This window comes from Rhodococcus sp. USK10 (assembly GCF_019378875.1).
Lineage (GTDB): Bacteria > Actinomycetota > Actinomycetes > Mycobacteriales > Mycobacteriaceae > Rhodococcus_F > Rhodococcus_F pseudokoreensis.
This window is the reverse complement of the sequence record NZ_CP076047.1, coordinates 1,084,736-1,100,068: the sequence shown is the minus strand read 5'-3', so window position 1 is coordinate 1,100,068 and position 15,333 is coordinate 1,084,736. Positions and strand designations below refer to the sequence as shown.

Here is a 15,333-nt window from a genome sequence, read left to right as displayed (position 1 = left end):
ATCCCGAATCAACACGCCTCGTCCAATCCGGGCGTGGTCATCGAAAGTGTGAGCACTCGGCTCACGACGAAAAAGGAGAAATAGTCATGCCGTTCTGGAGAATCCACCACCCTGTTGGGGCCTACACCGACCAGGACAAGGAGGACTTCGCGAAGGCCATCACAGCTCGCTACGCGGCAGAAATGCCGGCCTTCTACTGCGACGTGTTCTTCTACGAGGTGGAGAAAAGGAACGCGTTCAGGGGTGGCGAGGCCGTCGACAACTTTGTTCGCCTCCAGGTGGAACACATCGCACGAGCGATAGACGGCAAGGTGATGCAGGAGTTCATCATGGACATGCTGACCGAGACCATCCGGCCTTGGCTCGACGGCCGGGGACACGATTGGGAAATGAGCATCGGGGAGATGCCGGCCGAGCTGTGGAGGGTCGACGGGCTCACCCCGCCGCCGTTCCGCTCACCGGCGGAGAAGCGGTGGATGAAGGACAACAAATCATCCCCGTACGACTGGACCGAAACGGTCGGTCTTAACGCGGATGGCCAGATCGTGGGGTTGGTCGATCCCAGGGGCTGAATACCTAGCGACCCACAGTCTGACCAACGCTCCGTGATCCCGGCCCGGGTCTCTGTGCCCCCACCGACCCGGGCCGTCGGCCCGTTCGAGCAACTGCAGAAGGCGAGAACCGATGCCTTACGTGCCCCTCAACCCGGCCACCGGTAGGCAACTGCTCACGTTCGAGACCACCAAGGATCCCGACCTGGCCGTAAGTCTGGTGCGCTTGCGTGGTCGTGGTCGTGGCCGATGTTCGAGTGTGAGGCGAAAGTTGGACCGATCAACATTTTCCGGCTCCGCGCATGCTCGTCACGGGCGGCTCATCGGACATCGAGTGGTCGGTAGCCCGGATGCTTGCGTTGCCGGGTCAGCTGTCGGCATCTTCGGTCGAAATTCGACACGCTCAGCAAGGCCGTCGAGGAACTCGGCGGATCTGGTGAGGGCCCGTGTTCTCGGCAGTAGCCGACGTGGCAGACGAATGACACTATTGGCTTTTAAAATGGTAGGGATCGCTCTCTACGGTAGCGGGCGATCACATGGAGAGGCAGAAATCACAATGCACGCACTCGAAGTCGCCAACGATCCCGGCGAGGCGTTTACTCGCGCACTACACGCTGCGACCCTGTGCGAGGCGTTCCAGATCACCGCGGCCGCGCGGGCCGACCAAGTCGCTCTGCGCACTGTCGACGGAGGCGTCTCACTGACGTTCGCCGCACTCTCGGAGAGAGTCCGACGCCTGACGGCCGGCTTGGCGGCGCTGGGTGTTCGGCGCGGCGACACCGTCGGCATCATGCTCACGAATCGGCCGGAGTTTCACATCGTCGACCTGGCCGCCATGCACCTCGGTGCCCTGCCGTTCTCGATCTACAACACGTCCGCACACAATCAGATCGAATATCTGTTCGGTGATGCCGGAAACCGGATCGTGATCACCGAGCGAGCGTTCGTCGACCGCCTCGTGGCCGTGCGCGATGGCGGCACCCCGCTCGACCTGATCGTCGTGGTCGACGGCGCACTGGAGGGGACGCTCAGCCTCGAGGACGTGGAAGCAGCGGGCGACCCGGACTTCGATTTCGACGCAACGTGGTCGGCGGTCGCTCCTGATGACCTCCTGACACTCATCTACACCTCAGGCACCACAGGCCCACCCAAGGGTGTAGAACTCACTCACCACAACCTGATGAGTCAAGTTCGCGCGCTCCAACAGGCAATGCCCACCACACCGGGCGGCCGCTTCGTCTCCTTCCTTCCCTCCGCGCACATCGGTGATCGGTGGGGTGCGCACTATTGCGCTCTGATGATCTGGGGATTCACGGTCACGCCACATCCGGTCGGCGGCGAGATACTGGACGTCGTGGAGCAAGTGCGTCCGACGGTGTTCCAGCCGGTGCCCCGTATCTGGGAGAAGGCCAAGGCCAAAGTGGAGGCTCAGCTCGAGGCCGACCCCAACTGGGCACGGCGCGCACTGCTGCGCTGGGCCATCGACATCGGGATCAAGAAGGCACAGGCCGCACGCGACAACCGTTCTCTCGGCAAGATCTTCGACATTCAGGCATCGGTCGCGGCCGCGCTCATCGGCGACAGGTTTCGTCGAATGCTGGGCTTGGAGAAAATAGACTGGGTCCTCTCTGGATCGGCCCCGACTCCCCGCGACGTGTTCGCGTTCTTCTCGGCAATCGGTATTCCCATCTGCGAAGTGTGGGGCATGAGCGAAACGTCCCTTGCCATCACCGTCAATCCGCGCGACGCCATCCGGGAGGGCACGGTGGGGCTACCCCTGCCCGGAATCGAGGTGAAAGTCGCCGAGGACGGGGAGCTGCTCGTCCGTGGGGCGACAGTCATGCGTGGCTACCGGAACAAGCCCGACCAGACCGCCGAGGCGATCGACAAAGACGGGTGGCTCCATACCGGTGACATCGGGACGGTCGACGAGGATGGCTACGTGCGGATCGTCGATCGCAAGAAGGAGATCATCATCAATGCGGCCGGTAAGAACATGTCCCCGGCGAATATCGAGTCACGGTTGCGGTCGAGCAGCCCGTTGATCGGGCAGGTCGCCTGTATCGGTGACGGACGGCTGTACAACGTCGCGTTGATTACCCTCGACCCCGACGCGGCTGCCGGGAGATCGGCAAGCGATCCCGCCGTTATCGCCGAGGTTGCAGCCGGGGTCGATCTTGCAAACTCTCAACTTTCCAGGGTGGAGCAGATCAAGAAGTTCAGGGTGGTCGAGGATTACTGGCTGCCCGGAAGTGACGTGCTCACACCCACGATGAAGATCAAACGCAGGAATGTCACGACAAGGTACGCCACTCAGATCGACGACCTCTACTCGACATAGACGTGCCCGGCACAGGGGGCGACGCTGAACGCACGAACACCCGTCGACGAACGAGTCGTGCCGGTGGTGACTTCCTGAGAAGGGCAGTTTCGTTCTGCCGTTCCACCTTCGGTGACTCTTCACCATTCTGCCCGACGGGCACTGTGACGCAACATCACGAAAGCGGTGTGTGCTCAGGCCCCCGCGATATGCGAAAGTCCTGGGCCCCTTGCTTTTGAGTGTGATAGAGATTACTCTCTCCATAACGTTGGCCGGCAAACCACGGCCACCCAAGGCAAACCAAACCCGAACCTCTGGAGGACACATGACCATCGACGCTCACCCCACTGCGGTCGCACCGCCAATTCGCGCGACGGTGTACGTCGGTAGGTGGCCCGAATTTCCCAGCCCGTTCCCGGGGCCGGAAACCGGTACCTTCCCGCCCTGCACGTCCACCATCGTGAGCGGTCCTACCGAAGTAGTACTCATCGATGCCCAATATCTCAAAGAGGACGTCCAGGACCTCGGCGATCTGATCGAGCGCACCGGGAAAACACTCACCACGATCTACGTCACCCATGCACATCCCGACCACTACCTCGGGATCGGCCCGCTGATGGAACGGTTCCCCGATGCGAAATGCATTGCGCTGCCACACATCGTGGAGGCCATGAAAGAGAACAACGAAGAGTACGCCGAACAGTTTGGACAGATGTTCGGCGACACGGTCGTGACAGGTAACGCTCTTCCCGACCCGTTCGACGGTGACACGTTCTTCGTCGACGGCTCGCCGCTGAAGATCATCGAGGTGGAACAAGCCGACATCAGCCCCACTACGATCGTGCACATACCGGCCATCGACGCTGTTGTGTCCGGCGACGCGATCTACAACGAGATCCACCCCATGCTCGGGTTGTCGACAGCCGACGAATGGCCGGACTGGCTCGGAACCGTCGACGTCGTGGAGAACCTGAAGCCGCGAATGATCGTCGCCGGACACCGTCGACCCGACGGCGACGATTACGCAGTAGACATGATGATTCAACAAACCCGTTCCTACATCAAAGAATTCGCGGCCGCGTACAACATAGCGAAGGATGCTCAAGACCTCATCGGCATCATGTCGGCGAAGTTCCCGCACCACGGCAACGTATGGACCCTGACGTTCTCGGCCTTCAGCGCGATAGAGATGCGAACCACGGCTGGCGCGACCTCCGGCCAATAGTCGCCCAGCTGACCCCTCGTCGACGCTCAAAGGTTCGAAACTCCTTCGAGGCGGACCGCGAGATCGGCAGCGTGAAGCCTGTCCGTGCGCTTGTCGTGGACGGCAGTGACGACCCGGACGGTGCGGCGCGGGTGCACACCGCGCCGTCCGGGGCCCCGACGCAGACGACCGGGGACTCCGCGCCGATGAGGAGTTCATTCTCCATCCATTCGCTCGCAACCGACGCATTCAACTACACAGTTCACAGCGAACCGGGAATCTACAAGTCCCTTGACGGACCAACGGTCCGAATTAACATCGAGGCGCCGTTCCGCCGGAACGGTCCCGGGTCCCGCCCCTTCCTCGTTCTCATCCCCGCAGCCGCCCGCCAGGTTCGGATCCCCCTGATCGCCAGCGGCGGCTTCGCCACCGGCAGCGGCCTGGTCGCCGCCCTCGCCCTGGGCGCATCCGCAGTCAACATGGGCACCCGCTTCGTCGCCTCCACCGAAGCCCCCGTCCACCAAAACGTCAAAGACCAAATCGTCGCCAACGACGAACGCGCGACCCAACTGGTATTCCGCGAGTTCAACAACACCGCACGAGTGGCCCGCAACACGATCTCGGAGGAAATCGCCCGCCGCTCCGCACAACCCGGCGCCACCTTCGCCGACGTCGCCGACCTCGCCTCCGGAGCACGCGGACGCGACCGCGTCCTCACCCACGGCGACATGCACGACGGCATGTGGTGGGCCGGCCAAGCCCAGGGCCTGATCGACTCCGTGCAGAGCTGCCAGGAAATCGTCGACGGCATCATCGACGAGGCCGACCGCATCATCACCGGCCTCGGCCACACCATCCCGGCAGCCGCCCGTACCGCATCCCAGGCGGTCTGATCATGGACTTCCAGACAATCCGGCACGACGTCAACGACGGCATCCTGACGATCACCCTGAACCGACCCGAACACCTCAACGCCTTCACCGTCACCATGGCCGAGGAACTCGAGCACTCCTTCCGCGCCGTCAACGACGACGACTCCGTCCGCGCCGTCATCGTCACCGGAGCCGGTCGCGCGTTCTGCGCCGGCATGGACCTCAGTCGCGAGGGCAACGTGTTCGGCCTCGACGAGCAACGCACACCAGGCCTGAGTGACATGGCCGACCTCGACGATCCGGCCATCGCCGCGGTCCGCGACACCGGCGGACGCTGCACACTCGCCATCCACGACTGCCGCAAACCGGTCATCGCCGCCCTCAACGGCCCAGCCGTGGGCATCGGCGCCACGATGACACTGGCAATGGACCGCCGACTGATGTCCACCTCCGCCCGAATCGGACTCGTCTTCGGCCGCATCGGCATCGTGCCCGAGGCCTGCTCGACCTGGTATCTACCCCGACTCGTCGGCCCCTCCGCAGCGCTCGACCTGGTCCTGCGCGCCGACATCCTCGACGCCGAAACCGCACTGGCCGTCGGACTCGTCGACGAAATCCACCCCGGCGAGGACCTGCTCACCCAGGCCGCCGCAATCGCCGACGCCTGGACCCGGGACCGCTCCCCCGTCGCCGTGGCCCTGAGCCGACAAATGGTACGACGCAACGCCACCCTGACCCACCCCGACCAGGCCCACCGAATCGACTCACTCGCCATGTTCTGGACCAGCATCGGCGACGGCAAGGAAGGCGTCACCGCCTTCCTCGAGAAACGGAAACCCCACTTCCACGGGCGCGCATCCGAGATGCCCGACTTCTACAACGACTGGGTGGCGGGCCGGGCCTCTGCTTCAGCGCCTGCGCACCCGAAGTGATGCGGTCGCGACCGCTCGAAGGCGAGATTCGCTCCGCGTCACTGTGATGCCTGCAGACGCGAACGCCTTTGGTTTCGTGCCCCTTCCACGTTTGCCGCACGACTCTCCACGTCATCCGAGGTGTCATGTCTACCTATGGCGACGGCACGACACCTCGGATGACGTGAGCAACTCCGCGCCAGCCTGACACTCACTGACCCACGAGAACAGAAGTAGCAGCACGGTCATCAAAACTGCCAATAAGAACATGCCCCCGCGAACACCCAGCCATGTCGGAGGTCCTCCAGTCCCCTGATCGGTCAGGCGGCGTGCATCGGTGACGGCAAGCCGTACAACATTGCGTTGATCGCCCTCGATCCCGACGCCGCCGCCGGGAAGTCGGCGAGCGATCCCGCCACCATCGCCGAGATCGCGGCGGTGTGGGGTTCGCCAACAGCCAACTTTCACTGTCGAGCAGATCAGGAAGTTCAAAGTCGTCGACGAGCAGTGGCTGCCCGGGAGCGACGAACTCACGCCCCACGTTGAAGGTCAAGCGCGAGAACGTGGCGGCGAAGCATGCTCCCAGATCGGTGAGGCTCTATGCACAGTAGGCAATCTCGAACCAGTCATTGGGGTCCATTGTGGTGCCGACGAGGCTCTTCAACCCGTCGACGGTGGTGGTTGTGGGCATGGCGGCTACTTTCGACGCGATGGGCTTGTGGGTACGGTGCGATCAGGTGATGGTCATACCGCCATCGACGCGAGGGTTTGTCTGGTTACGTACCCGGCGGCATCGGCATCGGCATCGGCGACATCCAACGGCGCCGCACGAGAACCGGCATCCACCACACGTCCGCATCGATCTATCCGGAGCCGGTCAGAATTTCGCGGATGGTTCACCCGACGACGATTCCCAACGCCCTAAGGACGTTCAGTGACCGAAGACACCGCTCGCAGGCCACCGGTGACACGCCGGGGCATCCGCACCCGCCAAGCCCTTGTCGACGCTGCGCGGGTCATCTTCGAGCGCGACGGCTATCTCGCCGCTCGGTTGACCGACATCACCGCCGAAGCCAGCTGCTCCACCGGAACCTTCTACACGTACTTCAACGATAAGGAGGCGATCTTTGCCGCTGTCATGGAAGCGACGAAGAACGAGATGCTCCACCCCCGGATGGAGCACGTCGATGGGGTCGATCACCCGGCCGCGATCATCGAGGCGAGCAATCGTGCCTATTTCGAGAGTTACCGCCGCAACGCGAAGCTCATGCAGCTACTCGAGCAGGTGGCGAACATCGATCCCAATGTCCGGGAGTTGCGGCAGGCTCGCAGCCAGGTCTTCGTCGAACGCAACGCTTCTGGGATCAAGGATCTCCAGGAGCGAGGTCTTGCCGATCCCGACCTCGATTCCGTGATGGCCTCGCGCGCGCTCTCCGGTATGACGAGCAAGATTGCGTTCTCCACCTTCGTGCTCAACGAAAGGGTCGACTTCGAGGAGCCTCGTCTACACCGCGACACGGCTGTGGTGCAATGGGTTGCGCATCGCGCATCACCCCTCCAGGAGGAAAGCCACCGACAAGAGCTGACAGCCGGCTGGGGCCTACGTCAGTCGGCTATAAGTCGGGATCTTCGGGGCACGCCGGGCACCCGCTCGGGAGACGGTTACGACTCGTTTTGCCCGCTCCTGTACGCCGGATGCTGTCATGCGCAGCACCCGGGTCCAAAAGGAGGTGGAGAGTCGGAGCCTTGTAGAGCGCTCCTCATCCTCGGACAACGATCGCGCCCTCGAGCGCGTTCGTTCCGGACCCTCCAACACCACTAGGCCTTGGATCCACAGTTGTCCGCCCATCGTCAACCACGCGTTCGCGTCGAATGGGTATTCGCCTCGGGAGTGTGTGGAGTTGGTTGGCGCCTGCGTGCTGGCCTAGGAGGAATGTACGAACTCACGCACATCCTCGTGCTCCTCGGTGAATGCAAGCCCCACGGCGCTCCCGCCTTCCACACCGGGTGGTGGGCGGACAGACTTTGGTAGCGTGTTCGGCAGTTGTGAGATCTCGGGCGTTCCCCACGACCGGGATGAAGCGGGTTGATCTCGGACGCGAATACGCACTCGCCGCGCGCAATACGCCGTTGACACGGCGCAGTCCGGCACCAGCCCATCGCAGGCTATTCCAGCAAGAGTCGGGCGACTTCGCCGCTTTCTTGTCAGATTTTGTGCACCTATCAGGTGACTGCGACGCTTGCGTCGGGATATACCCTTTCGCGCCGCGGCAGGAACCAGGCGATGGCGAGTGCTCCCAACGCCGCGAGCCCGGCCGCCGCGAAAGCAAGCCGCAAACCAGTTGCGGTGGTGTACTCGTGGCCGCCCACCGACACCACATTCTGCGCGAGGAGCACGGCGGCGACAGCACTGGCGGTGGAGGTACCGATCGACCGCATCAAGGTGTTCAAGCCGTTGGCGGCACCAGTCTCATGCTCTGGAACCGAATGGATGATCAGTGTCGGCAGCGCCGCATACGCGAAACCGATCCCGACACCGATGAAGCAGCCGACGAGCACGATGTGCCACACCTGCGTCATCAACACCAGTGCCACACCATATCCGGCCGCGATCGTCGCAGCGCCGATGATCAGACTGGTGCGGGGCCCACGGGCGGCGGAGACCCGTGCGGCGAGCGGCGAGACGGCCATCATGATCAGACCGGTCGGGACCATGCACAAGCTCGCCACCACCATCGACTGCCCCAGCCCGACCCCGGTGACGGCGGGCATCTCGAGCAGTTGCGGCAGCACCACCGAGGACGCGAACAGACCGAAACCAACAGCGACCGACGCGAGGTTCGTCAGCAGCACCGGACGACGGATGCTGACACGTAGATCGACGAGCGGACTACGTGAGCGCCATTGGTAGCACCCCAGACCACCAGCACGAGTAGTCCTCCCACGGCGCAGACGAGGGTCGGCGCGGCGGCCCAGCCCCAATCACTGCCCTTGGAAACCGCCAGCAGCAGTCCTGTGAGCCCGACGGCCAATCCGAGCGCCCCCGCGATGTCGAAGCGCATGTCCCGATGCCGTGGACCCGCCGGCACGATCACCCACAGCGCACCCGCACCGAGGACGCTGAGCGTTCCCGACATCCAGAACAACATGTGCCAGTTGTAATGCTGTGTAGCGAACGCCGACAGCGGCATTCCCACGGCCGCACCCACTCCCAGTGTGGAGCCATCAACGCAACGGACCGGCCTAGCCGCTCGGGCGGGATGGTATCGCGCAGCATGCCGATTCCCAGCGGGATCATGCCCAGGCCGGCACCCTGGAAGGCTCGACCCACGACCATCGGGATAAGGGTGGTAGTCACTGCCGCCAGGAGCGAGCCGACCAGGATCGCGCCGAGCAGGACGAGCGCCACACTCTTCTTACCGAAGATGTCGCCGAGGCGTCCCGAGATCGGAGTGAAGACGGCGCCCGCCAGGAGCGTGGTGGTAACGATCCACGACGCATTGGAAGGGCTCGTCGAGAGCAACCGCGGAAGTTCGGGAACGAGCGGGATCATGAGCGTCTGCATGAACGAGCAGATCACCCCGCATCCGGCGAGCGTCGCGGTGATGAGAGCAGGGCTACGGGTACTACCGGTAACAGGCGGAGCTAGTACGTTCGCGGACATCAATCACGACCATTTCACATCAACTAGTTGGCACATGCATCTGTCTTTCCGCTCATCAAGACCTAGTCGCACTGAGAGGCGAAGGCCAGGATCTCGAAACGTATCGCTGTCGTGCGTCCCTCAAGGTGGCAAGCCACCTCGAGGGACCGCCACAGGGCGCTGCGGTTCACACAGAGGCTCGTGGACGCCGGCATCGCCCCGTCCACCGGCAGCGTCGGCGACAGCTTCGACAACTCGCTCGCGGAAAATCTGTGGTCAGCACGAGATCGAATCAATCTACTGACCCGCAACTACATTCCCGACCAGAGCGGAGGGGAAAACAACGGAGCCACTACCACTGCAAGATAGGCGTACACGGTGAAGTCGTAGTACTCGACGATTGTTCCCGTGGACGCGGCAATCAGGCCGCGTATTTTTCGTCTTTTCGCTACTTCGTCCGTTTGAGGTATGTCGTGCCGGTTCGTCATTGGTCTCTCTCACTCTGCGGTGGCGACTGAACATGTGTGCATAGCTGTGATCGCCCTGAATGTCCGATACGCGGATTGATCCGCCCTGACGTAAGTGGAGACTTCGTTCAGGCGATCTCGAGGATCGAGGCGGCGGTGGGGCTGTTCACGGTAGCGCGTGTCGTAGTCGGTCGGTGGGAATTAATCGATTGACGAATGGAGTCGGTCCGTGTTGAACAGCGGACCGACTCCATTCGGCAGTCTCCCACTCAACCTCGGCGGCTAGCATCCGAGTGATACCTCGAACCTGTTGAGGTGAACCGGAAATCTGTTCTCCTGCAGGTGCACAGTGCTTGTCCGAGAACGCCGCCGACCCACGGCGTGGTCTTGACAGTCATCACTCACCAGCCCAGAACCCGAGTCAGATTCCGGCTCGGGCTGCTATGTCGCACGCCTTTTCCACGAGCGCGTCGATACGCTCCACCGTCGGCGTTCCTGCTGCTGCTTTGTTCTGCGGTTCATCTCGCGCCCGACGCATGACACCCTCGGCGATGACCGCGACCTTCCACATTCCGAGCGCATGCCAGAACCCGAGGTCTTTCAAATCGCGCCCGGTCTCGTCGAAATACACCTGGGCGATCTCGGCTCGGTCGGGAAAGCCGTCGAGCGTCGAAGCCGGGAATTCACCACCGAACGTCTCGCCGGGCTCGGGCCAGTAGGCGAGCAGACTGCCGAGATCGGCGAGTGGATCGCCCAGGGTGCACAATTCCCAGTCGAGTGCCGCGGTGACGTCGCCGGTGTCAGTGGACGTGATGACGTTGCGGAGATGAAAGTCCCCGTGCACCAATGTCAGTTCGTGTTGTTCGGGCACAGACTCGACGAGCCGACGCGTCAGATCATCGAGGGCGGGCAACTCGCGGGTCTTCGATTGCTTCCACTGCCCCGCCCACCGTTTGAGTTGACGCTGCGCATACGGCTTGTGGCTGGCCAGATCGATCAGCCCCGTCTGCTCGAGGTCGACCGCATGAATCTTCGCGAGCGTGCGGGGTAGGGACAGGCCGATCGCCCGCCGTCGCTCGGGTGTCAGCGCCTGCGCCTCCGACATCCGGTCGACCACCTGCCCCTCGATGAACTCCATCAGCAGCAGCGGTACGTCGGTGACCGCCGGGTCTTCGGTGAAGCCGAACACCCGCGGGGTCGGCACCGCGGTGTCCTGCAGTGCGGAGAGTATTCGGGCCTCACGGGCCACGTCGTGTGCCGACGCGAGAAGGTGCCCCAGCGGTGGGCGCCGCAGCACCCACCGCCCACCGACGCTGTCGCGAACGAGGTAGGTGAGGTTCGACTGACCGAGACCGATCCGGTCGAAAGTCAGTGTGCCCGTGTAATCGACGCCCGTGGTGTGCAACCATCGGGCCACGGCGGCGGTGTCGATTCCGACGATACCCACGCTAGACACCGAGCTGGACCTCCTGCCGGAACGGGAGAACGTCACCGAGCACCTGCCCGCCATCGATGACCAGAGTTTCGCCGGTGACCCAGCTGGCTGCGTCGGAGACGAGGAACGCGACAGCCGAGCCGATGTCCTCGGGTTCACCGATCCGCCCGAGGGCCGTTGAGGCGGACACCGCCGACTCGTGTTCCTTCCACAGTGCCTCGGCGAGCTTGGTCCGCACCACGCCGGGGGCGACGGCGTTGACCCGCACCTTCGGTGAAAGTTCCAGTGCCAGTTGTTTCGTGAGGTGAATGAGCGCCGCCTTCGACGCGTTGTACACGCCGATGTTCGCCTCGGCCGCCATCCCACCGATGGAGGCGGTGTTGACGACGGCGCCGCCGTGCTCACCCATCCACGCCTTTGTGGCGAGCCCCGTCCACAGCACCGGCGCCCACACGTTTATATCGAAGGTCTTGGTAAAGCGCTCGTGGTCCTGGTCGATGATCGGACCGTACGCACGGTTCGTTCCCGCGTTGTTGACGAGGATGTCCACACTGCCGAACCGCTCGAGAGTCAGATCGATGCACCGCCGGGCCGCGTCCTCGTCGACGGCATGGGCGGCAACGCCGATCGCGGTGCCCCCGACCTGTGCTGCGGCGGCGTCCGCCGAGTCCTGCGACCGTGAGGTGAGCACCACGTTGGCGCCGGCGGCGGCGATGGCCTGGGCGGCCGCGAGGCCGATGCCCCGCGAGGCGCCGGCAACAATGGCGGTGCGTCCGGTGAGGTCGAGTCCGGTCATCTCAGCTCACCGCAACCTTGTGGCCGTTGGTCGAGGACGCCGGCGCCGAATCGCGGTACCGCCGGAGTTCCTGGCGCGCGATGGACCGCTTGTGCACCTCGTCGGGGCCGTCCGCCAGTCGCAGTGTGCGCTGGTGCGCCCAGGCCATGGCGAGCGGGAAGTCGTCGGTGACACCGGCGCCGCCGTGCACCTGGATCGCCCGATCGATGATCTTCAGCGCAACGTTCGGCCCCACCACCTTGATCGCCGCGATCTCGGTGCGCGCCTCCTTGTTCCCGACCGTGTCCATGAGGTGAGCCGCCTTGAACGTGAGCAATCGGATCATCTCGATCTCGATCCGGGCCTCGGCGATCCAATCCTGGATGTTCGCGTTCTCGCTGACCGGTTTCCCGAACGTCACCCGCGACGACGCCCGCCGGCACATCAGCTCGAGCGCCCGCTCGGCCATCCCGATCGATCGCATGCAGTGGTGGATCCGGCCCGGCCCCAGGCGCGCCTGGGAGATCGCGAATCCCTCGCCCTCACCCTTGAGCACATCCTTGGCCGGAACCCTCACGTCGGCGAAGTCGATCTCCGCGTGGCCCTCTCGGTCCTGGTATCCGAACACCGGAAGTCCCCGCATCACCGTGACACCGGGCGCATCTATGGGGACGACCATCATCGACTGCTGCCGGTGCGGCGCCGCCGACGGATCGGTCTTGCCCATCACGATCAGCACCTTGCAGTTGCGGTGTAACGCATTTGACGCGAACCACTTTCGGCCGTTGAGCACATACTCGTCGCCGTCGCGGACCATCGAGAGTTCGACGTTGATGGCGTCGGAACTTGCCACCGCCGGCTCGGTCATCGCGAATGCCGAGGCCATCGTCCCGTCGAGCAGCGGCTTGAGGTACTTCTCCTTGTGCTCCTCGGTGCCGAAGAGTTCGAGCACTTCCATGTTCCCGGTGTCGGGTGCGTTGCAGTTACACGCCTCCGGGGCGATGTGGCTGCGGCCCATGATCTCCGCCAACGGGGCGTACTCGAGGTTCGTCAGCCCTGGCCCGGAGTCGGGATGGGGTGGAACAGGTTCCACAACCCGCGGCTACGCGCCTCCGCCTTCAACTCCTCGAGGATCGGCGGCTGGAAGTGCGGATCGCCCGATTCGCGCATCTGCTCTTCGTACACCGCCTCCGCGGGATACACGTGGGAGTCCATGAACTCCAGCAGATCGGCCTGGTACTTCTTCGCGCGGTCAGAGATGTCGAACAGGGACACGGGAACTCCTTGTAGGTAGGGAGGGAAATGTGGGTGTGCGCTTGTCGAGGTGGCTCTGTACACCCTCAACGAGGTCTTCGCGTCGGAAAATGTCGAACATCAGACCTTCCGCGCGGGACACGGAGTCGGCGTAGGTGCCGTCCGCGTCGGTCTGTAGTTGTTGTTTGATCACGGCCATCGAGGTCGGTGAGCACTGCCTGGCCAGCTGCTGGGCGTACGACACCGCCGCGGCGAGCACGTTTCCATCGACGATCAGGTGATCGACGAGTCCGATCCGAAGCGCTTCCTCTGCGTCGACCATCCGACTCGACAGCAGCAGATCCGCCGCGCGGCTTCGTCCGACCAACCGTGGCAGCAGCCAGGAGATGCCGTATTCGGCGATCAGCCCACGCTGAGCGAAGGCGGTGGTGAAACGCGCAGCCGGTGAAGCAAACCGGACATCGCAATAGAGCGCCTCGACCATCCCGAGCCCTGCCGCGACGCCGTTGACCGCACCGATGAGCGGCTTGCGCAGCCGCAGCGGGACGTCACGCGGCCGACGATCCAGCAGGTCGGTGGCATCACCCACCGCCTGCAGATGCGTCAGGTCGGCACCGGCACAGAACCCGCGACCTGGCCCCGTCACGACGACAGAACGCACGTCCGGGTCGTCTTCGGCTGCGTCGAGCAGATCGAAGTAACGGTCCTCGAGTTCGTCCGTCCAGGCATTAAGTTTCGACGGCCGGTTGAACGTCAGAACCAGCACCGGTCCGCGACGCTCGGCGAGTACGAAATCCTGTTGCCCACCCGTCATGCGTGTTCCAGCAGTGGTCTGGTAGCGGCGCATCCCGCGCAGCCAGCGGTCGTAGTCGGAACTCTTCTGCCGGTACATGGTGAGGACGCGCTCGTGGGGCAAGATCAGGAATGTTTCCCGGTCGACGGCGTCCAGCACAATGTCGGCGACCTCCGCCGGCTGGAGCACGTCCCCCGCAGAGATCACGGCCCGTGTGGCCGCAACACCGAGCGGATCCCCCGAGTCTTCACCCGAGCGCATCAACTTCGTCTCCACTCCCATCGGGCAGAGGCAGCTCACCCGGATTCCTCGGTCTCCGTACGTCACCGACAACCATTCGGCGAATGCGACAGCCGCGTGCTTGGTGACTGCATAGGTGGCGGAGCCGATCTGTGTGAGTAAGCCCGCTGCAGACGCCGTCGTGACGAAGTAACCCTCACCGCGCTCGATCCACATGGGCACCAACTGCTGGGCGGCGCGGATGTGGGCGCGGACGTTGACGTCGAAGGCTCGATCCCAGGCGGCGTCGTCGGCGTCGAGGCCCGGCGCTCCCCGATCCCGGCGTTGGCGAAGTAGAGGTCCACCGGACCCAATTCGGTCTCTGCCCGCTCGATGACGCGCCGAATCTGCTCGGAGTCTGCGATATCCGCACCTTCCGCGAGAGCCGATCCGGGGTGGCGTTCATTGATGCGGTCCGCAACCGCGGTGGCTGCTTTCGGGTCGAGATCGGCCACAAGTACCCGCGCACCCCGTTCGGTGAGACGTTCGGCGATCGCTCCGCCGATCCCGTTTCCACCGCCGGTCACGATGGCGACCTTCCGTGCAACCTTCACGAGGCTTCCTCTCCTTCGCCGTGCACTGTGACTCGCGTCCCGTTTTCGCATAGTCCGAATCTGGCGTCAAGTTCAAGTGCAAAGGCCGCAATATTTGCGCGATAGTTATCGCTCTCTATCGTAGCGGTGAATGACGATAATGGAAGGGGCAGGCGCGTCTCGTACAGGCAGCCGGCACCGTCGAGGCTCCTGTCCGTTCGAAGTCGCGCTGCGAGGCGGTCCACACCACCGGTCGCCCGGGCCCAGCAGATCGATACACCGGTTCCTCGTGGAGC

The 15,333-nt window shown here is 63.8% G+C and carries 13 protein-coding genes and 4 pseudogenes; 7 read left to right on the top strand and 10 right to left on the bottom strand.

The genetic code is table 11. The features are described from left to right. Positions 1–86 precede the first annotated feature (86 nt). The 5 genes from I1A62_RS05660 to I1A62_RS05640 all read left to right on the top strand — a co-directional run bounded on the left by I1A62_RS05660 (position 87) and on the right by I1A62_RS05640 (position 5,879). The gene (locus I1A62_RS05660) at positions 87–572 is read left to right on the top strand and encodes a tautomerase family protein (protein ID WP_011595402.1); all 486 of its coding nucleotides are present in this window, start codon (positions 87–89) and stop codon (positions 570–572) included. Between the two features lie 535 nt (positions 573–1,107). Further along, complete coding sequence (locus I1A62_RS05655; protein WP_011595404.1) at positions 1,108–2,892, top strand: long-chain fatty acid--CoA ligase; 1,785 nt, start codon at positions 1,108–1,110, stop codon at positions 2,890–2,892. A 304-nt stretch (positions 2,893–3,196) separates the two neighbouring features. After that, positions 3,197–4,096 (top strand): MBL fold metallo-hydrolase, encoded by a 900-nt coding sequence (locus I1A62_RS05650; RefSeq protein WP_219454662.1) that lies wholly within the window; start codon positions 3,197–3,199, stop codon positions 4,094–4,096. A 71-nt stretch (positions 4,097–4,167) separates the two neighbouring features. Beyond that, a complete protein-coding gene (locus I1A62_RS05645; RefSeq protein WP_257890470.1) occupies positions 4,168–4,968 on the top strand; it encodes a nitronate monooxygenase family protein in 801 nt (266 codons plus the stop codon). 2 nt (positions 4,969–4,970) lie between these two features. Further along, positions 4,971–5,879, top strand: a complete 909-nt coding sequence (locus I1A62_RS05640; RefSeq protein WP_011595388.1) for a crotonase/enoyl-CoA hydratase family protein — start codon at positions 4,971–4,973, stop codon at positions 5,877–5,879. Between the two features lie 299 nt (positions 5,880–6,178). Here I1A62_RS05640 and I1A62_RS05635 read toward each other — a convergent pair whose 3' ends face one another. Continuing rightward, positions 6,179–6,319, bottom strand: coding sequence for a hypothetical protein (locus I1A62_RS05635; protein ID WP_167540931.1), 141 nt, complete (start codon positions 6,317–6,319; stop codon positions 6,179–6,181). 473 nt (positions 6,320–6,792) lie between these two features. Between I1A62_RS05635 and I1A62_RS05625 the strand changes: the two are divergent. Next, positions 6,793–7,444, top strand: a pseudogene (locus I1A62_RS05625) (TetR/AcrR family transcriptional regulator). Between the two features lie 637 nt (positions 7,445–8,081). On the opposite strand, the gene I1A62_RS46005 reads toward I1A62_RS05625, so the two are convergent. Genes I1A62_RS46005 through I1A62_RS45995 form a run of 3 tightly spaced genes read right to left on the bottom strand, consistent with a single transcriptional unit; the run spans position 8,082 to position 9,411 of the window. Continuing rightward, positions 8,082–8,723 (bottom strand): MFS transporter, encoded by a 642-nt coding sequence (locus tag I1A62_RS46005; RefSeq protein WP_257890529.1) that lies wholly within the window; start codon positions 8,721–8,723, stop codon positions 8,082–8,084. After that, on the bottom strand, positions 8,702–9,055 hold the full coding sequence (locus I1A62_RS46000) for a hypothetical protein (RefSeq protein ID WP_257890538.1): 354 nt from the start codon (positions 9,053–9,055) through the stop codon (positions 8,702–8,704). Before I1A62_RS46000 ends, I1A62_RS46005 begins: the two co-directional genes overlap by 22 nt. After that, positions 8,950–9,411 carry an MFS transporter gene (locus I1A62_RS45995; RefSeq protein ID WP_257890528.1) on the bottom strand — a complete coding sequence of 154 codons (462 nt, stop codon included), beginning with the start codon at positions 9,409–9,411 and terminating at the stop codon, positions 8,950–8,952. The genes I1A62_RS46000 and I1A62_RS45995 overlap by 106 nt, the downstream gene beginning before the upstream one ends. Positions 9,412–9,702: 291 nt before the next feature. On the opposite strand from I1A62_RS45995, the gene I1A62_RS05615 reads away from it, so the two are divergent. Next, entirely contained in the window at positions 9,703–9,870 is a 168-nt protein-coding gene (locus tag I1A62_RS05615) for a hypothetical protein (RefSeq protein ID WP_219454669.1), read from the top strand. A gap of 382 nt (positions 9,871–10,252) precedes the next feature. Here the strand turns inward: I1A62_RS05615 and I1A62_RS45990 are convergent. From I1A62_RS45990 to I1A62_RS05590, 6 genes and pseudogenes are all read right to left on the bottom strand, one after another. After that, positions 10,253–10,387: pseudogene (locus tag I1A62_RS45990) on the bottom strand (IS3 family transposase); the annotation flags it as partial. A 2-nt stretch (positions 10,388–10,389) separates the two neighbouring features. After that, positions 10,390–11,424, bottom strand: coding sequence for a phosphotransferase family protein (locus I1A62_RS05610; protein ID WP_219454667.1), 1,035 nt, complete (start codon positions 11,422–11,424; stop codon positions 10,390–10,392). Further along, a complete protein-coding gene (locus I1A62_RS05605; RefSeq protein WP_011595395.1) occupies positions 11,417–12,199 on the bottom strand; it encodes an SDR family oxidoreductase in 783 nt (260 codons plus the stop codon). The genes I1A62_RS05610 and I1A62_RS05605 overlap by 8 nt, the downstream gene beginning before the upstream one ends. Before the next feature lies 1 nt (position 12,200). After that, positions 12,201–13,453: pseudogene (locus tag I1A62_RS05600) on the bottom strand (acyl-CoA dehydrogenase family protein). Further along, positions 13,431–14,246 (bottom strand): enoyl-CoA hydratase-related protein, encoded by an 816-nt coding sequence (locus tag I1A62_RS05595; RefSeq protein ID WP_219454673.1) that lies wholly within the window; start codon positions 14,244–14,246, stop codon positions 13,431–13,433. The pseudogene I1A62_RS05600 and the gene I1A62_RS05595 overlap by 23 nt, the downstream one beginning before the upstream one ends. Next, positions 14,243–15,058: pseudogene (locus tag I1A62_RS05590) on the bottom strand (SDR family oxidoreductase). Before I1A62_RS05590 ends, I1A62_RS05595 begins: the two are co-directional and overlap by 4 nt. Positions 15,059–15,333 lie beyond the last annotated feature (275 nt).